Raw genomic sequence first — 23,449 nt, 5'->3', positions numbered from 1 at the left:
ACATTATAGTTGGAGATGATGTTTTAAGTGGAAAATTTCCATATCATGCTCGGCCACTTTTTTTATCAAATAATCGATGGATGCTTGCTTGGTAGAGAACCCGCGCGAAGCCAAATCAAGAGCGGCCTGATGCTTATGAAGCATGTTCTCGATGTGGCGAAAATGGCTCCGCATTTCTGTTGTGAGGTTGTCAACTTTTTCTTCGACCCGTTCAACTTTCGCTTCAAGCCGTTGCTGTCCTTCTTTCAGGGTTTGCACATCGCCTTTGACCATGTTCATGTCCGCTTTCAACGTTTGCACGTCGCCCTTGACCATGTCCATGTCCGCTTTTAATGTGCGCACATCCTCTTCAACTCGGTGAAGCCGCTGCTCCAAGCGGGCTTGTCCCTCTTGCAACAACCGCACTTCACCTTCCAAGCGCGCCTGTCCTTCTTTCAGCGCTTGGATCTCGCCTTCCAAGCGCGCTTGCCCTTCTTGAAGTGTCCGGACATCCCCTTCGATCCGATCGAGCCGCATGTGGATCGGATTCAACTTTTGGTCAAGCAATTCAGCCATTATTTGCACGAGTTCGGCTTGGCTCATCGTTTCTCACCTCCTTTCCCCCATTGTACCATTGTCCCATACAACGTCATAGTATAGAAAAAGAGATTTTCTTCTCCTTTCCGACAAGATCAGACGCTAGATCAAGCCGATGAATCGGCTTGATCATCAAATAAACACGGAGCAAAAACCATTTTTTGATTACACCCTAAACTGATCAAGCTACAAACGACCGCCTCGATGAATCCACATCCGATAAAGAGCCAGGCAGGCCGCCAAGTAAGCACCTCCAAGCCCAACCCCCCCCAGCACATCCGACGGATAATGCACTTGCAAGCTTAACCGACTTAAGCCGGTTAAGAGCGCCAGCGCCGCAAACACACCGTAAATGGCCGCCCGTTCTCCACGCTTGGCGCGCGTTTGCGCCAAAAAATACGCCAAAAGCAGCAAGTAAATCGTCCCGACCATCGCGTGGCCGCTCGGAAAACTGAATCCTCCAATCCCAGCGTGCGGCGGACGCTCCCTCCCGACAAGATGCTTGATCCATTCATTGAGGCCGTATCCCCCGCCAACGGCTGCAAGAACAAGAATGACCCCACGCATGTTGCGGCGGAAAAACCATAGGATAACTACAAGCATGATGCTGACGATGCCAATCGTCCTTCCGTTGCCAAGAAACGTGAATGGATCAAGCCAATTCCAAGAATCCAAGCGCCGCAACCCCTCCTCATCCATCGCCATCGTCCATCCGGCCGCCATACTTACCCAAACAAGCAAAAAAAGGGCAAGGCCTATGGCTGACGCCATCCATAATCGTCGATTCATGTTAAGCATCCCTTCCCTTCTTCTATTCCTTTTCCAGCAAAACAAAAAAATCCTCCTTAAAAAGCACCGCTTTTTAAGGAGGAAACAACCGTTACGACGGCAATTTCGTCTCGCCCATCAGGAACCGGTCCACTTCGCGCGCCGCTCCCCGTCCCTCGTGAATGGCCCAGACGATCAAGCTTTGGCCGCGGCGGGCGTCGCCGGCCGCAAATACGCCTTCGATATTGGTCGTATATTTGCCGTACGGAGCTTTCACTTTATTGTTCACTGTTTCCACGCCAAACTGTCTTAACACCGGCTGCTCCGGCCCTTCGAAACCGATGGCGATAAAGACGAGGTCGCACGGCCATACTTGCTCGGTTCCCGGAATCTCTTTAAAGGTCGCTTGGCCGTTTTCGCCAATGATTTTTTCCATTTGAATCGTATGCAGTTCTTTCACCCGGCCGCATTCATCGCCGACGATTTTTTTCGTTTGGATGCAATATTGGCGCGGGTCGGCGCCGAATTTCGCCTTTGCTTCTTCGTATGCGTAGTCGAGCGTAAAGACGAGTGGATATTGCGGCCACGGGTTGTGGTCTGGGCGCTTGTCCGGCAATGCTGGGTGTTTGCCGAACTGGACGACGCTTTTGCAGCCTTGGCGCAGCGCGGTCGCCACGCAATCGGCGCCCGTATCGCCGCCGCCGATCACAATGACATGTTTGTCTTTGGCATCGATAAACTGGCCATCGGCAAAGTTGGAATCCAATAAACTTTTCGTCACGCCCGTCAAATAGTCCATCGCAAAATGGACGCCCTCAAGCTCACGGCCTTCAATGGCCAAATCACGCTGTTTTTGCGCCCCGACACACAGCACGACCGCGTCGTACTCGGCGCGCAGCTCCTCGGCGGTGATGTCCTTGCCAACCTCGGTGTTCGTGATAAACACAATGCCTTCCTCTTCAAGCAGGCGCACCCGCCGTTCAACCACTTCTTTTTCCAGTTTCATATTCGGAATGCCGTACATCAACAAGCCGCCGATGCGGTCAGCCCGCTCGTACACCGTCACCGAATGGCCAGCTTGGTTGAGCTGGTCGGCGCAGGCAAGCCCCGCCGGGCCGGAGCCGACGATAGCCACTTTTTTTCCCGTTCGCGTTTTCGGGATGCGCGGCTTCACCCATCCTTCCGCAAACCCTTTATCGATAATGGCCCGCTCAATCCCTTTGATGGCAACCGCCGGATCGGAAATCGCCACCGTACACGATCCCTCGCACGGCGCCGGACAGACGCGGCCGGTGAATTCCGGGAAGTTGTTCGTTTTCAACAAACGGTCAAGCGCTTCTTTCCAACGGCCACGGTACACTAAATCGTTCCATTCCGGAATTAAGTTATGCACCGGGCATCCGGACGTGAGGCCGTTCAGCTCCAACCCCATATGACAAAACGGCGTGCCGCAATCCATGCAGCGGGCGCCTTGGCGCGCGAGCACTTCTTCGGAAAACGGCTGTGTATATTCTTTCCAATCATCAAGACGGGAAAGCGGATCGCGCTTTTTCTCTTCCTCGCGAGCATACTCCATAAACCCAGTTGTTTTTCCCACGATGATTCCCCCTCCTTCTTTCCGTACACGTCCTCTCTTCTCTCATGCGTCCTTCCCGCCTGTTTGGGCGATCAAAAAGCGAGCCCCGCGAGGCCGCGGGGCTAAAGCGGCGCCGTTGCTTGGCAGCCGCCCGCAGACTACGGCGTTACTTCGCTACCGCTTGCAGCTGATGGGCGCCGCCGACAGCCGCCGCTTTTTTCTGTTTCGCCACCGTTTCAAACGCCACCATGACGGCTTCCTCATACGAAAGTCCGGACTGTTCAAGCGTTTCAATCGTTTCGACCATCAGTCTATAGTTTCGCGGAATGACTTTGACGAACCGGCGGACGTAAGCATCCCACTCATCAAGCACCAACGCGGCCCGCGGGCTTCCTGTATACCGGTAATGGTTTTCGATCATCCGGCGCACTTCCAAAATCTCGGCTTCATCTGCGAGCGGCTCAAACGAAACGAGCTCGCCGTTAGCCGTTTCTTTCCAGCTGTCATCGTCCGCCAACACGTAAGCGATCCCTCCAGACATACCAGCAGCGAAGTTTTTGCCGACCGAACCGAGAATGACGACACGGCCGCCGGTCATATATTCACAGCCATGATCGCCGACGCCTTCAACAACAGCATGGACGCCGCTGTTGCGGACACAGAATCGCTCGCCGGCACGGCCGCGAATGTATGCCTCCCCGCTTGTAGCCCCGTAAAACGCCACGTTGCCGATAATGACGTTGTCTGCGGCGGCAAACGGCGCTTCATGCGGCGGACGGACGATCACTTTTCCGCCGGAAAGCCCTTTGCCGACGTAATCGTTCGCATCACCGACAAGCTCGAGCGTCATCCCTTTTGGCACAAACGCCGCAAAACTCTGCCCGGCCGACCCGGTGAAATAGAGGCGGATCGTATCTTCCGGCAGCCCTTCCTCGCCGTAGCGCTTCGAAATTTCGCTGCCCGTCATCGCTCCAACCGTACGGTGAACGTTGCGGATCGCAAGCTCGAGTTCAACGGGTTCCTGCCGCTCAAGCGCTGGTTGCACCGCAGGCAAAATTTCCGTATAGTCGAGCGTCTCTTCCATTCGATGGTTTTGTCCTTTGCTGCAAGTGCGCGGGCCATCGACTTGGTACAAGAGACGGGACAAGTCAAGATGTTTCGCTTTCCAGTGCGTTTTTGCCCGCTCGCTCACTTTCAAGACGTCAACGCGGCCGACCATCTCATCGATCGTACGGAAGCCAAGTTCCGCCATAATTTCCCGCACTTCTTGAGCAATAAAGTACATAAAGTTGACAACATACTCTGGCTTCCCAGTGAATTTTTTGCGCAGCTCCGGATTTTGCGTCGCCACACCGACCGGACACGTATCCAAATGGCAGACGCGCATCATAACGCAGCCTAAGACGACAAGCGGAGCTGTCGCAAACCCGAATTCTTCAGCGCCAAATAGAGCGGCCATTACGACATCGCGGCCGGTCAAGAGCTTGCCATCGGTCTCCAAAATAACGCGGTCACGCAAGCTGTTGAGCATTAATGTTTGATGCGTCTCCGCTAAGCCAAGTTCCCATGGCAGACCGGCATGTTTAATGCTCGTTTTCGGCGAAGCACCCGTACCGCCGTCATACCCGCTGATGACGATGACATCGGCGTTCCCTTTCGCTACGCCAGCGGCGATCGTGCCGACGCCTGCTTTGGCGACAAGCTTGACGCTAATGCGCGCGTCTTTGTTGGCGTTTTTCAAATCGTAAATCAACTGGGCCAAGTCTTCGATCGAATAAATATCGTGATGCGGCGGCGGGGAAATGAGCTCGACTCCCGGCGTCGAACCGCGCACTTTCCCGACCCACGGGTACACTTTGTTGGCCGGAAGCTGACCGCCTTCGCCCGGTTTTGCCCCTTGCGCCATTTTGATCTGCAATTCATCGGCATTAACTAAATAATGGCTTTTCACGCCAAATCGCCCGGATGCGACTTGTTTAATCGCGCTGCGGCGCCAGTCGCCGTTTTCATCTTTCACATAGCGGGCTGGATCTTCGCCGCCCTCGCCGCTATTGCTTTTTCCACCGATCCGGTTCATGGCGATGGCTAACGTCTCATGCGCCTCTTGGCTGATCGAGCCGAACGACATCGCCCCGGTTTTAAAGCGGCGAACGATCGACTCAACCGGTTCGACTTCGTCAATCGGCACCGGCTTCCGGTTCGAGTTAAAGTCAAACAAGTTGCGCAAGAACGTCAAACGCTCTTCATTCGCTAGTTTTGAATATTGTTTATACAAATTGTAGTCGTTTTTCCGGCACGCCCATTGCAGCAAATGAATCGTCTGCGGATTGAACGCATGGTGCTCGCCGTTGCGCCGCCATTGCAACTCGCTGCCGGTATCGAGCACATCGTCTTCATGCCGCGCGCCGAATGCGGCTTCATGGCGCATTTTCGCCTCTTTCGCAATCTCTTCAAGCCCGATGCCGCTAATTTGCGACGCCGTACCAGTGAAATACTGATCGATGACATCTGTTCCAATGCCGACCGCTTCAAAAATTTGGGCACCGCGGTAGCTTTGTACCGTTGAAATGCCCATTTTCGACATCACTTTCACAACGCCGTCAACAGCGGCTTTCATATACGTTTTCACCGCTTCACGATAAGACAAGGCGATCGTGCCGTTTTCTGACGCTTGGCGGATCGTCTCAAGCGCCAAATACGGGTTGATGGCGTCAGCTCCGTAGCCGATAAGCGCCGCAAAATGGTGCACTTCGCGCGCTTCGCCGCTTTCCACAAGCAGGCTGACGTTCGTCCGCGTCCCGTTGCGGATAAGGTGCTGATGAAGCCCGCTCACCGCAAGCAGCACCGGAATCGCCACGTGCGTTTCATCAACGCCGCGATCCGAGAGAACGAGAAGCGTCGCCCCGTTTTCAACCGCTTCATCCGCTTTGGCAAACAGCTCATCGAGTGCCGATTTCAAATCGTCAGCAAACAGCGTCGGCAACACAGCGCACGCAAACTCCGGGTGCGGATTCGCCTTTAATGCCGCGAGTTGTTCATTCGTCAACAGCGGTGTCTCAAGGCGAATGCGACGCGCCGCTTTGGCGTCCGGATGCAAAATGTTCCCTTCTTTGCCGAGCAGTGTCATCGTTGAGGTGACGACGTATTCACGGATGGCATCAATCGGCGGGTTGGTGACCTGGGCAAACAACTGCTTAAAGTAGTTGAACAAGCTTTGTGGCCGCTCGGACAGCACCGCCAACGGCGCATCCATGCCCATCGCGCCCGTTGGGTCTTTCCCTTCCGTCGCCATCGGCAAAATCATTTTTTCCACATCTTCAAACGTGTAGCCGAACGCCTTTTGCAATTTTATGAGCTGCTTCGGCGCTTCGACATCCTCCGGAACGTCCAGGTTGTCAAGCGTGATCATCTGCTCATTGATCCATTGACGATACGGCTGTTCTTGGGCCATTTCCTCCTTAATTTCTTGATCGGAAATGATCCGCCCTTGCTCGAGGTCAACCAAAAGCATTTTCCCCGGGCTCAGCCGCTCTTTATATAAAATGTTGTTCGCATCGACATCAATCACGCCGACTTCGGACGAGAAAATAATGTAGTCGTCTTTCGTCACATAATAGCGAGCCGGACGCAACCCGTTCCGATCCAAAATGGCACCGATTTGCTTGCCGTCCGTGAACGAAATCGCCGTCGGGCCGTCCCAAGGCTCCATTAAACAGCTATGGTATTCGTAAAACGCTTTTTTCGCGTCATCCATCTGTTCATCCCAAAACCACGGTTCCGGAATGAGCATCATGGCGACATGAGCCGGCTTTCTGCCCGCCAAAACGAAAAATTCGAACGCATTGTCCAAAATGGACGAGTCGCTGCCGTTTGTATCTAAAATCGGCGTCACTTTTTCCAAGTCATCGCCGAACGCTTCCGAAACAAACTGTTTCTCACGCGCTGCCATCCAGTTAACATTGCCGCGCAGCGTGTTGATTTCACCGTTATGGATCAAATAGCGGTTCGGATGGGCCCGCTCCCAACTCGGGAACGTGTTCGTGCTGAAGCGCGAATGCACGAGGGCAAACGCCGAACGGAACCGTTCATCTTGCAAATCCAAATAAAAGGCGTCCATTTGTTCCGGCGTCAGCAACCCTTTATAGACGATCGTCCGACTCGAGAAGCTCGCTACGTAGCACTCGTTGTTGTCCACGCATTTTTCAAACTGTTTGCGAATGACGTACAATTTCCGTTCAAATGCCAATTCATCGACAACATCATCACTAGGGGCGACAAACACTTGGCGGATGAACGGCTTGCTTTGCCGCGCCAGTTTGCCGAGTTTGTCGTTGTCAACCGGCACGGTCCGCCAGCCGAGCAGGCGCTGCCCTTCCTTGGCGATCAGTTCGTTTACCTTCTCTTCATAGTACGCCCGCTTTTCCTCATCTTCCGGCAAAAAGAACATTCCGACCCCGTAGCGACCCGTTTCCGGCAAGTTCATTTCGCCGCACACCGCTTGAAAGTATTCGTGCGGAATTTGCGTCATAATGCCCGCGCCATCGCCCGTTTCCGGATCGCTTCCTTGCCCGCCGCGATGCTCGAGCTGACAAAGCATATGGAGCGCTTTTTCGATAATATCGTGTGACGGTTTTCCTTTCAAATGCGCATAAAACCCGATCCCGCATGCATCATGTTCAAATTCCGGCCGATATAGCCCTTGTGCTTTCGGTAATCCGTAGTGTTTCATGCTGCCTTCCCCTCCCGTTCCGAATTGTCTGTAATATTTATTGTAGTTTTCAAGATTAATATAAACAATATATAATTTAGATGAAATCAATCTCATTTTTCGATAAAAGGGAAAGGGGTGGAAAAAATGGAATTAAGACAGCTGCAATACTTCGTCGAAGTAGCCAAACGCGAGCACGTCTCCGAAGCGGCCGATGCGCTCCATGTCGCCCAGTCGGCGATCAGCCGGCAAATTGCCAACCTCGAAGCCGAGCTCGGCGTCCAGCTGTTTGAACGGGAAGGGCGAAACGTCAAGCTCACCCCGATCGGCCGCCACTTTTTGCCGCACGCGGAAGCGGTGCTGAAGGCGGTCGAGGATGCGAAGCAACAAATCGAAGAATATTTGGACCCGGAGCGCGGGACGATTAAAATCGGCTTCCCGACAAGCCTCGCCAGCCATATGATGCCGATGGTCATTTCCGCCTTTAAAGCGGAGCACCCGAACGTCTCGTTCCATCTTCGCCAAGGGTCGTATCATTATTTAATCGAAGCAGTGAAAAAACGGGAGATCGACCTCGCCTTTCTCGGGCCGATTCCGGCGCGTGAAATCGGCATTAAAGGAGAGATTTTGTTTTCCGAACCGTTTGCCGCCCTTCTGCCGAGCAGCCATCCGCTCGCCCGCCGCGACCGGATCGTATTGAACGAACTGCGCCATGATCCATTTGTGACGTTTCCAAAAGGATACATTTTGCATCAAATTTTGATCGACGCCTGCCATCAGGCCGGTTTTTCCCCAAACATCTCATCGGAAGGCGAGGACCTTGACGCGATTAAGGGATTGGTCTCGGCCGGCATCGGCGTCACTCTCCTGCCGGAAAGCGCCTTGTCGGAAAGCCTTCTTCGCTACGCCGCCAAAGTGCCGATCGAAATGCCGCAAGTAAAACGCAACGTCGGCATTATCATTTCCGACCACCACGAGCTTGCCCCGTCCGTGAAAGTGTTTTACCGATTTGTGAAAGACTTTTTCGCGGAGCTGGAGCGGTATCAGCTTGGATAACCGGCTCCAAAAGCAAAAAGGGAGACAGAGGCTATGTTCGCCCCTTCTCCCTTTTCTGCTTCTCCAAACAGCTATTTCCGGTTGGTCCGTTCAGGCCGGCTGTCGCTTCACCGAATGGGGCCGTCGGTTCCGCTCGTCAGTTTCCCGCTTGTCGGCGAACGCCGGCACATGTTTGCCATACAGCAGTCTTAAGACCGTGCCATCTCGGGCAAGAGAAAATTCGTTCTTTTCGGCTAAATAAGCCGCACGACCGCCCGGCCGCACAGCTCGCCGCGCAAAATGCGTTCGAGCGCCTGCGGCAGTTCGTGAAGCGCAATTTCGTGGGCAATTCGCTCCAAATCCGGCTTTAAGTCGCCGGCCAACCGCTCCCAAATGCGGAGGCGCAGCTCCATCGGGCAATAGACGGAGTCGATGCCAAGCAAGCTGACGCCGCGCAAAATGAACGGATGAACCGTTGTCGGCACGTCCACGCCGCCAGTCAACCCGCTCACCGCCACCGCCCCGCCGTAGCGGATGCGGCTTAACACCGTCGCCAGCGTCCGGCCGCCGACCGGATCGACCGCCGCCGCCCAGCGTTGCTTATCGAGCGGGCGGATGCGCTCGGCCGTGACGTCTTCCCGCGCCAACACTTCCTTGGCGCCAAGGGCGCGCAAATAATCATGCTCCGCCGCTTTGCCTGTGCTTGCTTCCACCGTATAGCCGCGCCTAGCGAGCATCGACACGGCCAAGCTGCCGACGCCGCCCGTCGCCCCCGTGACAAGCACCGGCCCGCGCTCCGGCGTCAGCCCGTGCTCCTCAAGCCGGTGGATGGACAACGCCGCCGTGAACCCAGCCGTCCCGATCGCCATGGCTTCTTTCAACGTCAACCCTTTCGGCAGCGGCACGAGCCAATCGCCATGCAGCCGGGCGTACTCGCTGTAGCCGCCAAAATGAGTGACGCCAATTTCATAGCCGGTCGCAATCACCTCATCCCCTTCACGAAACCGCGCATCGTTTGAGGAAACGACGGTCCCGGCCAAATCAATCCCGGGCACAAACGGATACGTTTTCACAATTTTGCCGTCCGGAATCGATGCCAATCCGTCTTTGTAGTTGACGCTCGAATAACGGACGCGGACAACGACGTCCCCTTCCGGCAAATCATCCATGGAAATCGTCTGCACGCCGGCAGTAAACTCTGTTTCGGTTTTGTTGACGACAAACGCTTGAAATGCGGACATCAGTTTTCTCCCTTTCCCTATACATTCTTCACCCATGTCATTCGACAAACAAACGCCACATTCCTTTCTGAACCAAAAAGACCTTCACTTCCACTTATGAGCGTAAGCGGGCGATGAATAAACGTCTAAAGAAAGTCCTCCCTACACTTCCTTGATTTCTTTTGCTAAACTGTAAACAAGCGTACCTTTAAAATGAAAGAGGGTGGAACAATGGGCAATATCCCTGATTCGAACAAAATTTACACGTATGCTGACTGGGAAACGTGGGAAGGCCGCTGGGAACTTATAAATGGAAAAGCGTATAATATGACGCCTGCTCCAACTTCGGAACATCAATTTGCAGTCGGAGAATTGTATTTTGCTTTGCGCCATTTTTTCCAAAACAAACATTGTTATGTCTTTATGGCGCCGTTTGATGTATTCCTTAGCAAAAAGGAAACATATGAAACCCCTGATGACATTGTCCAACCTGATCTTGCCGTCATTTGCAATAAAAAACAAATTGTCAAAAAAGGGTGTTACGGAGCGCCTGCACTGGTTGTTGAAGTCTTATCACCTTCAACCGCTTTAAAAGATTACAACGAAAAATTTTACATTTACCAATACTATGGCATTGCGGAATATTGGATCGTTGATACGGCCAATAAAATGATTCATGTGTACTATTTGCACGAAGGTGCATATCAACGACATGCCACATACGGACAACAAGACACATTGCATTCCGCACAATTTCAAGACTTAGCGATTCCATTAGCGCATGTATTGGAATGGGGGTAAAACAACCCTTGTTCAGCATGACATACTCATCATCAGTCTTGCGTCAAACACACAGAAATCGATGATCGGGCAGACGCTCCTAAGAATCCCCCATCCCGAAGCACCATCGCACAGGCGAAAGAACGTTCAGCCCTCGCAATAACCACCTGCTTCGATGTGTTTCCGAATGGCCGCGCAAAAGCAAACAAAACGCCAGCCTGTCGATCCGGCTGACGTTTGTCGTTCTTCTTATTGAATGGCCGCTAGCGCCTCGGTCAAGACGCGGACCACAAACGAAAGTTCATCACCCGTGATGCAAAGCGGCGGCGATAAGGTGAGCACGTTGTTGTATCCCGCGACCGTCGTTCCGTTTTTGCCGATAATGAGGCCGTTCTCCTTGCATCAATGGATCACTTGATTGACAAGCGACATATCGAGCGGCTCTTTCGTCGCTTTGTCAGCGACAAGCTCAATGCCGACAAGCAGCCCTTTGCCGCGCACATCACCGACGTATGGATGGCCGGTCAGCTTCGTTTTCAGCTCATCAAGCAGCCATTCGCCGGCCTCGCGCGAGCGGTCAAACAGCCGCTCCGTCTCCATGATCTCGATGTTTTTCAGCGCTACAGCGCACGAAGCCGGATGGCCGCCAAATGTATTGACATGGCGGAAATAGTCGTATTCCCCTGTTCCTTTGAACGCTTCATAAATCTCCTTCCGCACCGCCGTTGCCGCCAGCGGCAAATACGCACTGGTAATCCCTTTCGCCATCGTGATGATGTCCGGCTTGACGCCGTAGTTTTGAAATCCGAACGCTGTTCCCGTCCGGCCGAAACCGCAAATGACTTCATCGACAATAAGCAAGGCGCCGTGCTTTTCACATACTTCTTGGACCGCTTTCATATACCCGTCCGGAGGAATGAGCACGCCGCCGCCGGTGATGATCGGCTCCATAATGACCGCCGCGACCGTTTCGCTCAATTCCCACGTCATGGCGTCGTCAATGGCTTTCACCGCCCGCAGCTGGCGCGGATTTTCGGCTGAATCGGGGTCGCGGTACACATCCGGCGGCGGCACATGGATAAAGCCCGGCGCGAGCGGTTCGTATTTGTATTTCCGCTGCGCCTGCCCGGTCGCCGAGAGCGCCCCCATCGAGTTGCCGTGGTACGCCCGGTAGCGGGAAATGATTTTGTACCGGTGATGCTCCCCGCGCTGCTGATGGTATTGGCGGGCGATTTTAAACGCCGTTTCGTTTGCTTCCGACCCGCTGTTGGAAAAGAAAATCACATACTCATCGCCCAACAGTTCGTTGAGCTTTTCCCCGAGCTCGATGGCCGGCAGGTGGCTTTGCGTCAACGGGAAATATGCCAGCGTCTTCAACTGCTCATGCGCCGCTTCGGCAAGCTCCTCGCGCCCGTAGCCGACGTTGACGCACCAAAGTCCCGCCATCGCATCCAAATATTTGTTCCCGGCCGCATCGGTCACCCAGCACCCTTTCGCCTCAGCTGCTACGAGCGTGGCGTTCGGGTTGTACGGTTTCATCGAATGCCAAATGTATCGGTCATCTTTGTCGAGCCACAGTTGGTGGGTTTGTTCCGTTTTCATCGCCGCTTGGCTCCCTTCCACTAGAAATCGTTCTATGTTACAGCCATTATCGCTCATCCCGCCGCACAGTTCATTAGACAAACTGTAAAAATCACGGTCACACCCGTTCTACAGTTTGACTATCACTGTCGAGCCAAACCGTCGTCGGCAAATTGCCGCCAAGGCTCCAGAGCGAATTTCTCACGTCCATCCGCGTTCAGCAGCCTTTACTCAGCTTCAAGAAAGGCCCTTCACCACCCATGCACCCCCCCACCACCATCCATTAAGTAGTCGTACGCCTTAAGCATCAACTCAAGAGCCAACCGCTTGTCCGCTTCCATAAAGTCGGCGCCAAGGAAGCTTTCTAGCTTTTCAATGCGGTGATACAACGTCTGCCGGACGATAAACAGCCTCTTAGCCGTTTCTTGTTTTGAGCCGTTGCACTGCAAATATACTTTGAGCGTTTCAAGCAGTTTTCCGTTATGTTTCCGGTCATGCTCGACAATCGGGCCTAAACAGCGGTCCACCATTTCACGAAGATTGCTATATTTATCGAGCACCGTGATCATTCGGTACAAGTGAAGATCATCGTAAAACAGACTGACCGGTTCCTTCTTCACCCGGCTGCGAATTTTCAGCGCCTCGAGCGCAGCCGCATAACTTTTTTTCATCGCCGAAAGGGATTGGACAAACGTTCCGACGCCGACCTGCAAGTTCGAAAGCTTTGCCTGGACAAACTCCGACGTCATAAGACACTCGATTCCTTCCTCCATCCGGCTTTTCCACGTCACCTCATCCCGCTGGTTGATCGTGATAAACGCCAAATGCCGCCCCATATCGGCTGAAAGGAGAAAAAAGCCGCGCTGCTCAAACACCGACCGGCATAACAGTTTAAAGTACGTCGAATCGAAGCTTCCTTTTTGGCCAGCCGCGTCCGCTTTGCACACCCACACGGCGCCCCCGTTGATTTGAAGAGACGGGAAGTGATCGAACAAATAAGACGAAACCTCTTCGTCCGTATACTCCCCTGCCATCCATCCCTTCACCCATTCATTTTCTTCCGTCCGCCGCCTTTCTTCCACGTAAAGATTCCGCAACAAGTGCTGCGCCAAAGCAGTGGCCGTGCGGTCCAAAATCAGCAAATCAAACTCATTGATATCTCGGCCGGCGGGAAGAAGAGCCAGTTCCGCATATTCCGCGCCAAACAAAGAAATCGGTTTCGAAACGGCACCCGGCGGCAGGCTGGCCCCAGGCTGAACACCAGTTTCGTCTCCCCTCTTCGTCCGGCCGGGAACATACTCGGCTTCCGCGCCGTTCATTTTGAACACGACATAATGGCCTAGACAATGGTGAAGAACTTTCAAAATGTCGCGATGGTGGTGGATGTTCAGCAGCTTTTTATTCAGCTCTTGGGAATAAGATTCAAGCTGGGAAATCATCTTGTACTGCTGGTTGATCAAATATGTATGAATATCGTGGGTGATCTCCACAAACGGGACTTCCTCAAGAAAGAGAATAAGCGGAAAGTGGTGCCGATCGGCCAGTTCAAGTGCCTCTTTCGGAATCGACGAGGCATATGTCCCAAGCTCGATGCACAATCCTGAGGCGTCGCACTCAATAAGCTGGCGAAGCAAAGACAAAAAGAGTGAATCGTCCTCCTGCCACCCAACACCAGTAGACAAAATCAACTCCTTGCCGCGCAACAAATTGCTAATTTTCGTCACCTCGACAACATACACCCATTTGACTATTCTTGACAGTCCGTCTTTTCCAGCGGCAACAACCGCTTTTTCAAAATGTTTTCTTCGCAAAACATCGGCAACCGTAAGAGGAAAGCTGTACGCCATCTTCTCCTCTCCCCTCTTTCCTTAGTAAGGAAAAACATTCGAAACATTGTCGTTCAATTCCTTCTATAGTGAAAAGATCTATGGACAAATTGTCCAATCGCCATCCCAGTTTTACTGGCACTTTGTCCAATGCGCATGATAGCGTTTCCATATACACTAAAACCAACATAATAGTCATACTATTCAACAAATTTCAACTCTTTTGGGAGGGGGAGTGGGGATGAATCATTCCGGTCTGCAAAAAGGATTGAAAGAGCGCCATATGGCCATGATCGTCATCGCCGGGGTGATCGGCGCCGGACTGTTTGTCGGAAGCGGGGCGGTCATTCACTCAACGGGACCAGGAGCCATTCGGACAAAGTGTTTCTCTTTCTCGTCAACTCTTCCGGAGCGATCGCCCTGCTCGTCTATTTGGCCATCGCCGTCTCGCAGCTCCGCCTGCGGAAAAAACTCGAACGCGAAAACAGCGATTCATTAAAATGTGGCTGTTTCCACACTTGACTTATTTTACGATTCTTGTATTGCTCGTGATTCTCGCCTCAATGCTGTTTATCGATTCAATGGTGTCGCAGTTGCTGTTGACTTTGCTCATCACCGCCGTCGTCATCGTTTGCTACTTCGCCTTTGCAAGGCGCCGTCTCGACCCAACCTATGAGCCGGCGGCATCCACAATAGCGAAAGATTGATCTCCATCACATGAACGGGCGTCCGTCGGCACGGGCGCCCGTTTTGTACGTTCCGCCCTTCCCGTCCAACCGGCATCGCATAGAAAAGTGACAACTTTTCAAACTTCCGTCGCCGCCTATTACCTTCGCCGCCATTTCGTTGTATACTGACATTGAGAATAATTTCACAAACTAGGAGGACTAAATATGATCGTCCATGAACTGATGGACATGGAACAGTTATTTGCCGGTCAAGTAGTGGAAGGATACTACGTCATTCACGAAACATACCAAAACGTGCTCGTTGAACCGGAAGGCCACGACGCCGTCCGGCAGGTGGACGCCGGAACAGAAGAAGTTGTCACCATCGTGTTTGACCCCGGCGACGAGTATTCGCTCATTCGCCTTGACACATACACCTTCACCGACGGCATTCCGTCCTTGGCGGAGCTCAAAGAAACGATTGCTGCCGAATACGACGTCTTTATCGACGACCGCTGGGCTGCAGCGTCGTTGTAAAAAGCGCCTGAAACGACGGACATCAAGGGTTCGGAACATAGACGCAACGCCTGCTTTATAAAACGCTTTTCATCAGCCTCATCGAGAAACAGCCCGTTCGCCTAGCGAGCGGGCTGTTTTGATTTCTTTTCGAGCCGAAATACGCGAAAGCCAATATCAAGCTTCGTGTTCCCGCTTTCACGGACGATTTTTTCCCCTGCGCGGCGAATGCGCTCGCGGCCGATGTCGCAAATCGTCCGAAATCCGGCTTCATGTGCCGCTGACGTTTCCGCAAGCGGCTCGGGAAGCTGCACCATGAGAAACGACCGCCGACCGCCGTCTTCAGCGTTTTGCTGCATTACCGCATGGGCCGTTGTCGCCGAGCCGGAAAAAAAGTCGAGGATGAGGTCGTCATCTCTCGTGGTCAGCGCCACCATGCGCTGAATGAGCTTCACCGGCTTCGGGTAATCCATCACCGCCAGCCCGCCGAACAGCTCCTTTACCTCTTTTTTCGCCTCCTGCGAATGGGACACCTCATCATGCGTCCAAATCGTAAGCGGTGTCACCGTCGGCTTCACTTCGCTCAAAAACCGCTTCAGGCGCGGCACCCCGTTGCCGTCTTTGCCAAACCAAATGCGGTTGTCTTCCATCAGTTCGGCGAAGCGTTCTTTCGTCACCCGCCAACAATACCCATGGGGCGGCGAAACAATCCGGCCGCCTGGGGTCACGATGTCATAAATTTTTTCCGGAATCGGCGGACCGACCGACAAATCGCCTGACGTCCACGGCCCGCGCGGATCGTTGTCCGGATTGGCATACCGCCCGTCCGCTTCCGGATGGCGCGGCAAGCCGTACCAAGCCAGGCGGTCGATATTTTTCGCGTAACAGAGGATGAAGTCATGGTTGCGCGAAGCGAACTTGTTCATGTTCACAGGCGAAAACGCCCGCTGCCAAATGAACGTGGCGACAAAATTCCGCTCGCCAAACAGTTCATCGCACATTTTTTTCAAATTCGCCTGTTCTGTATCATCAATGGAAATAAACATCGCCCCTGTCTCTGCCAACAGCTCCCGCGCCACCAAAAGGCGCGGATACATCATGTTTAGCCATCCGGCATGAACGCGCGCTTCGTCCGCTCCCTGCCCCCGGGCCGGGGCGTTTTTCTTTTGGCGCCAATGGTCTTTATACGTCAGCACTTTCCCGGTGTTGTACGGCGGGTCGATGTAAATCATTTGAATGGCCCCTGCATGCGACGTCCGCAGCAGCTTTAATACTTCTAAATTGTCCCCTTCAATATACCAATTGTTCGTCGTCTCCCACTGTTTGCTCGCTTCCCGGTCGGGCCGCAGCACCCCGGACGCAGGCGTTTCGGCGAGCCGCCTCGCCTCCGCCTTCCCCGGCCATATAAACTCATACGTTTCCTCTCCCCTATCGCCAAGCTCTTCCCACAGCAGCTTCCAATCGAGGCCCCCCTCTACCACCGCTTTAGGAAAAAGCTTTTTGATCGCCTCCAATCTAGCATCCGACACCGGTCTTCTCCCGCCGGCATTTGCCATGGCACGCCCCCTCTCTTCCCGCGCATTCCCAGCGCAGTGCTTCTTATCGACGAATCTTATTGCCATTATTTCGCCATGGCGCGCCGGTTTCCTTCTTTTTGCCATGAAAACACCCCCGCCCCCGTTTTTTGACCGTTTTCAGACCGTGCACGGTTGCGCGCAGCACGGAACACAAGGCGAGCCAATGAGCGGGAGAAGGCGGCATGGCGGATGGGCGATTCCAAAGACGGGAGAGAAGCTGTCCCTAGACGAGTTGACGTTGTTCCATCATTCTCTCGGCAATGGCTTGCTGGATCTCACGCATGTCAAAAGGGATGATGACATTTTCGGCCAAATGGCGTTTGCTTTCCAGCAGTTCGTGCATCAATTCTTCTACTGTTCCCTGCGGGAAATGGGAACGATCCGTAGTGATAATATGGTAAACATATACATCTTTCCGCTGACCGATGCGATACGCCCGGTCGGTCGCTTGGTTTTCAACGGCTGGATTCCACCAGCGTGTATAATGAATGACATGGTTGGCACTTGTGATCGTCAAGCCGACACCGGCCGCTTTCGGAGATAAAATCATAATGCCGAAACCTTTTGTTTCGTTAAAACGCTGTATGACCGATTGACGATTTTTCGTATCCCCATCAATTACCGGAACGGAAATTCCGTATTTTTCCATGAATGTTCGCTTCAAAAGAAAGTGCAGCTTGCGAAACTCTGTAAAGATAAGCACTTTCTCCCCCTTTTGTCGAATCGTTTCAACGATGCGCAACGTCTCCTTCAACTTCGGCACCTCTGCAGCCGGGAGATTTTCATAGTCGGTGATGACTGCTCCCGGATGGCCGTACAGCTGCCGCAGCCTTGTGATCATATTCAAAATGGCGACTTGTCCACTTTCTTTTGTGGCCAACATCGACCGGACAATCTTTTTCTGCACTGACGACGCCTCGACGTAAATCGGCGGAACAAGGTGTTTTTTAGGCAGGCGGTCATCGAGAATTTGCTGCTTCGTCCGCCGCAAATAGTATGGTTGAATGGCTTTAAGCAGCGAGTTATAATCCGATGTCTCCGCATAGCGGAACCGAAACTCTTTTAACGAACCTAACACACCGGGCTGGACGAAATCCATAATTGCCCAAAGCTCATCTAAGCTATTTTCAACCGGCGTGCCGGTCATCGCCAGACGAAAATGCCCTTGCATGGCGCGGATGGCGCGCGACCGTTGGCTGGCGTGCGATTTGATGTTTTGCGCTTCGTCGCAAATAATCGCTTGGAATTCAATCTTCCCCAACAAAAGCTGGTCAATTTTCAGTGTATCGTAACTGGTCAAAACGAGATCAAACTGTGAAATAATCTGCGACGAAGCCAGCCGCCCGCCCCCTTTATGGATATACAAACCCTCGAGCAGACTTGGAGCAAACTTTTCGATTTCCGCTACCCAGTTCTCGATAAGGGCGATTGGCAGGACGATCAACGTCGGCCTCAGCTGCCCACGAGCCTTTTGATGCAACAAAAACGCTATGACTTGAATGGTTTTGCCAAGCCCCATATCATCGGCCAGCAAGCCGCCTCTTCCTTGCTCCGCCAAGTGGCAAAGCCATTCGAACCCTTCAATTTGATGCGGAAAAAGTTCCGCCTGCAGCTCGGAAGGGAGCGGATAACGACGGAACGGCGCCGCTTGGGCGCTGTCCATTTTGTATTCAAGCTCTTCCTCATTATCTTTAATATCAAGAATATACCGCCGTTTCAACGCTTCGTCGGCATCTTTCGGCAGCTGCAGCAGCTTTCGTCGCAATAAAGGATCTAAGTAAATCCATTTGCCGTTATACTCAACGTATTGTTGGTCTGGATAATTTTCCATCAGTTCGCGCAAAAACGACTCATCGTATGGAACCACAAAACCGCTTTCCTCATCGAACCATTTCATTCCTGCCCCTTCATGAAAAACAGGGCGCACTCGTTCAATCGGGATGAGGCCGCGAACGCGTTCTGAAAACTGATCCAAATCAAGTAAGTAATCGTGCTCAGGCAAAACAGCGGCTGGATTTTCCAAAAACAGCGGTACTTCTTCCCCCATAATATGCCGCTTTTGCTGTAAATGGACAATATCGGCATGGACTCGTGCGGTGCTGATAAACCGGCTTCGGGCATGGCCTTTCTTTACACTGCTGATCTTCTCCAACTGTTGAAGGTGGCGCGTCTCCTCCTCTGTTCTTCCTTTTACAACGAGCTCGATATGGTCAGGTCGGTGCACGGCGATGTCGAGATCATATGTATCAACAATATGGTACGTCTCCGTTTGCAAAAAGTTTTCAAGCTGAATGCCCGCCTCCTTAGCCAGCTGTTGACAAATGCCGATTTTTTCATACCCCGATTCATACGGTTCCAAAAGCGCACGTTTCAGACGGTACACCTGCTCCGGAAGCAGTAGGAAACGATCGGGCAACCCATACATCGCTCCCGCCGACTTCCCAATCCGGTCTAGGTTGCGCCCGCTGGCATCGAATAGCTGCAGAACTAAATCGGCTTCATTAGGCAGCGAACGAAGCAAGAGTTTTCCGCTTACCTTCTCCTCAACAACAGGAAGCCCCAAACATTGGAGCACCTCTTTGGCGCCTTCGTCTTCCAACAATCTATAATACTCATGATACGGCAAGATCGAATCGGCAAGGACGCCGGAGTCGTACAGCTCCTCCCAAGCGACATACTGCTGAAATCCTTGCACTTTATAATATTTTTCGATATCCTCTCTGGCCATAGGCAGCTTCAGCTCAGTGACAGTTTTGCCGTCGTGCAGTTGAAACGAAAAATGAACCCCATCTTCAGTCGGCATCAAAACAGCCTTCATCATTTTCTGTTTCTTTTTGAAGAAGAACATCCCTTTTTACCTCCCAGCCGAGTTCGCGGCGAAGCCATTCGTCAAACTTCCATTGCCATCCGCCATTATGGCGCAGCCAGCCGCCTGGAATTGTCAAATTTCTATCCATCAGCTCGGTCCGCCTTACTTCCCGCGCTTTTAGCCATGCCTTGTTGGCAAACCGCTCCCGTTCGGCGAGCATCCGGTCAATTTTCGGTTGAAAATGGCGTTGAAAAACGTCGGCACGATAGATGTACACCGCCCCAGTGCCAAGCACTTCTATAATGACAACGTCACGGAAATACATAATCAGCGTCGTGCGCTCATCGGTCACGACGACATCTTCAAGCTGCGGGATAAACTTCTCCCAATATTGAAACCGTTCATGGTTTTTATTGACGCCGCCAAAAAAGTCTTTCAGCTCCAGTTTCATAATCCACTGGGCAAACCGACTTTTTTCCTCCTCCCCGACATATCTCCAGAGCATCGGCTTTCTCCGGTACGTTTGCAGCTTTTCAAAAATCAGTTTTCCAAGCGGCTTGACGCGGTTCAGCTTGCACTTTTTAATTAGAGCGTGCGCCATCTTTTGCTGTTGTTCATTTGTTGCCGAAACAAAGATGTCCTGGTATAAATTTTGTTCCTTGAGAAAAAATGATTCGTCAGCCAGCTGGAAAATTTCCATAAGCACGAGTTTAAACAACGGGAAGTTTTTTGTTAGATAAAACGTCTCTAGCTCGTCTAAAATCCCTTTTTCACTTTGATACGCCTCTGTCGCCAAATATACAATCGGATCTCGGCTTAACAAATAACGCCGCCATTTTTCACTTTTTTCTTTTTCCATCCGCTTTTCGATCTTCTCTATGTGGGCAGCATAGGCGTAACGCAAAAGCTTCCAAATTTCGTCCAAATCACACGTTTCATACATCACATCAACCAACACGCGGAACAGGCGGCGCTCATGCTGGATATGGCGCTGAATGGACTCGATCATCGCTTTTTTGATTTCGTCGGGAAGCTCCTTTTTGTACAAGTTTGGGAGAAGAAGCTTCTCGCGCCGCGACAGCTGTTGTACCCACTCTTGAAACGCCGAAACCGGCGCATTGGCTATTTGCGTGAACTGCTCGGACAACCGTTCAAGCACACCTTGATATTTCTCAGCGCTATATTCAACCGTTTGTTTCAAAAGAGGTGGGCGCGCTTCCCGCAGCCATCGTTTCAGCAACACCGGTTCGTACTCATACTTCATTATTCGTTCACCAACTTTTCGATGGCTTTAATGGCTTCATCGTCCTTAAGGCGGAATAAAAACTCGACCCGCCGCGAACGGTCAGGGTCATATTTACCTGTCGCATCTGTCAACGGGCTGCTGAAGCTTCGGCCATTTGCCGTGATGTATTTTTTCGACAACTCCCGTTCTTTAAAGTTCGGAAACTCTTTGCTATAAATATACTCTAAAACGGCATACGCCCGACGCTGCGATAAAGACATATTGTACATGTACGTTCCATTCCGGTCGGTATGCCCCTCAATAATGATGCTTGAAATCTCATTTTGAAAACGATCCTGCAATAAAATCCCCATATACTTAGGAATAAATTGCTGCAAAAACGCCTTCCCCTCCGGGGAGATTTCCGCCGAATCGGATTCAAACAAAATGCTCCCGGGAAAGCGGATGGCCCCTGTTTGCTGGTCAATTTCAATCGCCATATTCGATTGCTTAAACGCTTCGGTCAAAGCCCGGATGATCTCCGTTTTGACGCTGACAACCTCTTCGATTTGCTTTTCTTTTTCTTCGAGCAGTTCACGGTAATCCAGGATGACAAACGTCAACAACAAAGCAAACACCATCAACATGGCGCTCATTAAGTCTGCATAGGACATCCAATAATTGACTTCCGTCCGTTTCCGATATTTCATGTTGAAGCCCCTGCTTTCCATTTATCAAAATGGTCCACCAAGTCTTCCAAATTCTCAATAAAATCCGCCTGCACTTCACTGAATTGATAAACGAGCCCGCTCACTTCCTGCACCGCCTTAGTCAATGTCTCATCAAAATGTTGATACGTTTTGCTTAAACCATTGTCAATATTTTCAGCGAAATCCTTCATCGACAAGTGAAGGGCATCGGTGATTCTTGACAATTGTTCTTTTGTTGTCGCCCAGTTTTGTTGCAGTGCCTCGATTTGCTCCGTCATTTCATGCATATACCCTTTTGTCGTCTGCAGCGCTTCCTCAACCGTTTCCTTTGTTTGCGTCCGGAGCTGCACAAGTTCTGGCAGAAGCTCTTTTTGTGCCTCTTGCATATCAAGCAGCTGCTCCTTTAGCTCGCGGACGCGGTCGAACGTTTCACGCAGCTCGGGAACAAGCGGCGACAGCGCCGCCACAGCCGACTGGACATCGCCAAGCAGCTGTTGCGAATCATGCAGCGATTCTTTTTGAATGCGGAGTGACTCCTCGAACCTGTTTGCCATCGTTTGAAACGAGGCCGAAAGTGAGGACGATGCATGGACAAGCTGCTCGAGCAGCTGGCTATACTGTGTTTCAACTTGTGCGTTAAAGCGGGTAAACTGTTCAGCCAAATCATCATACTTCTCGGCCAATAGCTGATTGCTTCGCATCACTTCTTGTTGGATTGGGAACTGATCTTTTGTCAGTTGCTGCAACTGATAAAACGTTTCTCCTAATCCGTTCATCATGCCTGCCGTTTTTTGATAGCTCTCCTTCATCAGCTCAAGTTCTCCAGCCATCTTTTCAAATTGCGCAAACATCTTTTCCGTCCGCTCAAGCGTCATCGCCTGCCGCTCCTCCGTATGAGCGAAACGGCTCGTGAACGCTTCAATCGTCTTCATCATTTCCGCTTGCAGCACTTGCGACTGTTGGACGAACTCGCTAAACCGCCCGATCGATTGTTGTGTTCCACCTGTAATCTCATCAACAAGTCGGCTCGTTACATCAGCGCTTGTATTTTTTGTCAACTCAATTTGCGACTCGAGCAGCCTCGCCTGCGCCTCCATTCCTTCATGCAGCTGGGCGAACTGGTCATGGAGCTGGCCGAACGCCCGCTGCAGGCTGCCGTGCGACTGCTGAAGCGACAGGGCGATCGGCTGCATCGCCTTCTCGAGCGCATCGGTTAACAGCGTTTTCAAATGATCGGCTTGACTGCGCGATAACTTTTCCAAACGGTTAAGAAATAGTTCCTCATCGTCCGTACTAAGCAAAAAGTCAAGCCGCTCGGAATGCCAATCGATATTGCGCTCAAGCGTACCGCTAATCCACCGGTCAAACATCGTCCACGTCAATGAAAGCAGCACGCCCCATACAGAGGTGTAAAAAGCCACTTTCATCCCGTCTAGCAAACTACTAATCCCTGACCGCAACGCTTCTGTATCGCCAATATGCAGCTCAGCCAATCCGACCGAAAGACCGACGAAGGTGCCAAGAACACCGAGGCTGACATGGATGCCCGCCCCCATATCCATCAACGTTCGATAACCCATATGATGATACATTACATCAAACCCAAAAAATGGTTCTACATTGATGCGCTCGTCCTCATTTTTTTGCGAAACACGATTGTAATATCGTTCCCACAACTCTTTATACTTGGACCTTTTCGTTTGGGCAAAAAGATCATTAATGGTTCGATCGATTTCGTAGGCGCTTCCATCTAAGGAGCGGTTTAACTCGAGCAGCTTCGGCTTCAGTTGGTTCATCACCGCGATTTCCCTTTGAATTCGTATCAACTGCCAGGCAGCCATCACCAAAAACAAACCAAGCTGAAAATAAAGAAA

General features: G+C 52.0%; 14 protein-coding genes and 2 pseudogenes. 4 read left to right on the top strand and 12 right to left on the bottom strand.

Annotation, left to right across the window (positions count from 1 at the left end):
- Positions 1-3 precede the first annotated feature (3 nt).
- The 4 genes from M493_RS06790 to gltB form a co-directional block, all read right to left on the bottom strand.
- Positions 4-582: a hypothetical protein gene (locus M493_RS06790; RefSeq protein ID WP_020959556.1), complete on the bottom strand. Its 579-nt coding sequence runs from the start codon at positions 580-582 to the stop codon at positions 4-6.
- Positions 583-762: 180 nt separating this feature from the next.
- Positions 763-1,374 carry a phosphatase PAP2 family protein gene (locus M493_RS06785; RefSeq protein ID WP_041267748.1) on the bottom strand — a complete coding sequence of 204 codons (612 nt, stop codon included), beginning with the start codon at positions 1,372-1,374 and terminating at the stop codon, positions 763-765.
- Positions 1,375-1,456: 82 nt separating this feature from the next.
- Positions 1,457-2,941, bottom strand: coding sequence for a glutamate synthase subunit beta (locus M493_RS06780; protein ID WP_020959554.1), 1,485 nt, complete (start codon positions 2,939-2,941; stop codon positions 1,457-1,459).
- A 145-nt stretch (positions 2,942-3,086) separates the two neighbouring features.
- The gene (gene gltB / locus M493_RS06775) at positions 3,087-7,649 is read right to left on the bottom strand and encodes a glutamate synthase large subunit (protein ID WP_020959553.1); all 4,563 of its coding nucleotides are present in this window, start codon (positions 7,647-7,649) and stop codon (positions 3,087-3,089) included.
- Positions 7,650-7,775: 126 nt separating this feature from the next.
- Here gltB and M493_RS06770 point away from each other — a divergent pair, with 126 nt between their 5' ends.
- Positions 7,776-8,684, top strand: a complete 909-nt coding sequence (locus M493_RS06770; protein WP_020959552.1) for a LysR family transcriptional regulator — start codon at positions 7,776-7,778, stop codon at positions 8,682-8,684.
- A gap of 233 nt (positions 8,685-8,917) precedes the next feature.
- Here M493_RS06770 and M493_RS06765 read toward each other — a convergent pair whose 3' ends face one another.
- A complete protein-coding gene (locus M493_RS06765; protein ID WP_020959551.1) occupies positions 8,918-9,904 on the bottom strand; it encodes an NADPH:quinone oxidoreductase family protein in 987 nt (328 codons plus the stop codon).
- Positions 9,905-10,114: 210 nt separating this feature from the next.
- On the opposite strand from M493_RS06765, the gene M493_RS06760 reads away from it, so the two are divergent.
- Positions 10,115-10,684 carry a Uma2 family endonuclease gene (locus M493_RS06760; RefSeq protein ID WP_020959550.1) on the top strand — a complete coding sequence of 190 codons (570 nt, stop codon included), beginning with the start codon at positions 10,115-10,117 and terminating at the stop codon, positions 10,682-10,684.
- Positions 10,685-10,912: 228 nt separating this feature from the next.
- Here M493_RS06760 and M493_RS06755 read toward each other — a convergent pair.
- A pseudogene (locus M493_RS06755) lies at positions 10,913-12,265 on the bottom strand (aspartate aminotransferase family protein).
- 230 nt (positions 12,266-12,495) lie between these two features.
- Positions 12,496-14,091 carry a PucR family transcriptional regulator gene (locus M493_RS06750; protein WP_020959548.1) on the bottom strand — a complete coding sequence of 532 codons (1,596 nt, stop codon included), beginning with the start codon at positions 14,089-14,091 and terminating at the stop codon, positions 12,496-12,498.
- A gap of 354 nt (positions 14,092-14,445) precedes the next feature.
- Between M493_RS06750 and M493_RS17570 the strand changes: the two are divergent.
- Together M493_RS17570 and M493_RS06735 are read left to right on the top strand one after the other, a co-directional pair.
- Positions 14,446-14,777, top strand: a pseudogene (locus M493_RS17570) (GABA permease); the annotation flags it as partial.
- Positions 14,778-14,963: 186 nt separating this feature from the next.
- A complete protein-coding gene (locus M493_RS06735) occupies positions 14,964-15,275 on the top strand; it encodes a hypothetical protein (protein WP_020959547.1) in 312 nt (103 codons plus the stop codon).
- Positions 15,276-15,376: 101 nt separating this feature from the next.
- Here M493_RS06735 and M493_RS06730 read toward each other — a convergent pair whose 3' ends face one another.
- The 5 genes from M493_RS06730 to M493_RS06710 form a co-directional block, all read right to left on the bottom strand.
- Positions 15,377-16,810, bottom strand: a complete 1,434-nt coding sequence (locus M493_RS06730; protein ID WP_020959546.1) for a site-specific DNA-methyltransferase — start codon at positions 16,808-16,810, stop codon at positions 15,377-15,379.
- Positions 16,811-17,054: 244 nt separating this feature from the next.
- On the bottom strand, positions 17,055-19,634 hold the full coding sequence (locus M493_RS06725; protein WP_235183452.1) for a DEAD/DEAH box helicase: 2,580 nt from the start codon (positions 19,632-19,634) through the stop codon (positions 17,055-17,057).
- Positions 19,624-20,904: an EH signature domain-containing protein gene (locus M493_RS06720; protein WP_020959544.1), complete on the bottom strand. Its 1,281-nt coding sequence runs from the start codon at positions 20,902-20,904 to the stop codon at positions 19,624-19,626. Before M493_RS06720 ends, M493_RS06725 begins: the two co-directional genes overlap by 11 nt.
- Entirely contained in the window at positions 20,904-21,575 is a 672-nt protein-coding gene (locus M493_RS06715; protein WP_020959543.1) for an OmpA/MotB family protein, read from the bottom strand. Before M493_RS06715 ends, M493_RS06720 begins: the two co-directional genes overlap by 1 nt.
- Complete coding sequence (locus tag M493_RS06710) at positions 21,572-23,371, bottom strand: MotA/TolQ/ExbB proton channel family protein (protein ID WP_235183464.1); 1,800 nt, start codon at positions 23,369-23,371, stop codon at positions 21,572-21,574. Before M493_RS06710 ends, M493_RS06715 begins: the two co-directional genes overlap by 4 nt.
- Positions 23,372-23,449 lie beyond the last annotated feature (78 nt).

The organism is Geobacillus genomosp. 3, assembly GCF_000445995.2.
Lineage (GTDB): Bacteria > Bacillota > Bacilli > Bacillales > Anoxybacillaceae > Geobacillus.
This window is presented reverse-complemented; position numbering and strand designations above follow the sequence as displayed.

Coding starts and splice junctions, on each gene's coding strand:
- M493_RS06770 (WP_020959552.1), top strand. CDS start 7,776: ATGGAATTAAGACAGCTGCAATACTTCGTCGAAGTAGCCAAACGCGAG.
- gltB (WP_020959553.1), bottom strand. CDS start 7,649: ATGAAACACTACGGATTACCGAAAGCACAAGGGCTATATCGGCCGGAA.
- M493_RS06710 (WP_235183464.1), bottom strand. CDS start 23,371: ATGAACCAACTGAAGCCGAAGCTGCTCGAGTTAAACCGCTCCTTAGAT.
- M493_RS06725 (WP_235183452.1), bottom strand. CDS start 19,634: ATGCCGACTGAAGATGGGGTTCATTTTTCGTTTCAACTGCACGACGGC.
- M493_RS06735 (WP_020959547.1), top strand. CDS start 14,964: ATGATCGTCCATGAACTGATGGACATGGAACAGTTATTTGCCGGTCAA.
- M493_RS06760 (WP_020959550.1), top strand. CDS start 10,115: ATGGGCAATATCCCTGATTCGAACAAAATTTACACGTATGCTGACTGG.
- M493_RS06785 (WP_041267748.1), bottom strand. CDS start 1,374: ATGCTTAACATGAATCGACGATTATGGATGGCGTCAGCCATAGGCCTT.
- M493_RS06715 (WP_020959543.1), bottom strand. CDS start 21,575: ATGAAATATCGGAAACGGACGGAAGTCAATTATTGGATGTCCTATGCA.
- M493_RS06765 (WP_020959551.1), bottom strand. CDS start 9,904: ATGTCCGCATTTCAAGCGTTTGTCGTCAACAAAACCGAAACAGAGTTT.
- M493_RS06720 (WP_020959544.1), bottom strand. CDS start 20,904: ATGAAGTATGAGTACGAACCGGTGTTGCTGAAACGATGGCTGCGGGAA.
- M493_RS06730 (WP_020959546.1), bottom strand. CDS start 16,810: ATGGCAAATGCCGGCGGGAGAAGACCGGTGTCGGATGCTAGATTGGAG.
- M493_RS06790 (WP_020959556.1), bottom strand. CDS start 582: ATGAGCCAAGCCGAACTCGTGCAAATAATGGCTGAATTGCTTGACCAA.
- M493_RS06750 (WP_020959548.1), bottom strand. CDS start 14,091: ATGGCGTACAGCTTTCCTCTTACGGTTGCCGATGTTTTGCGAAGAAAA.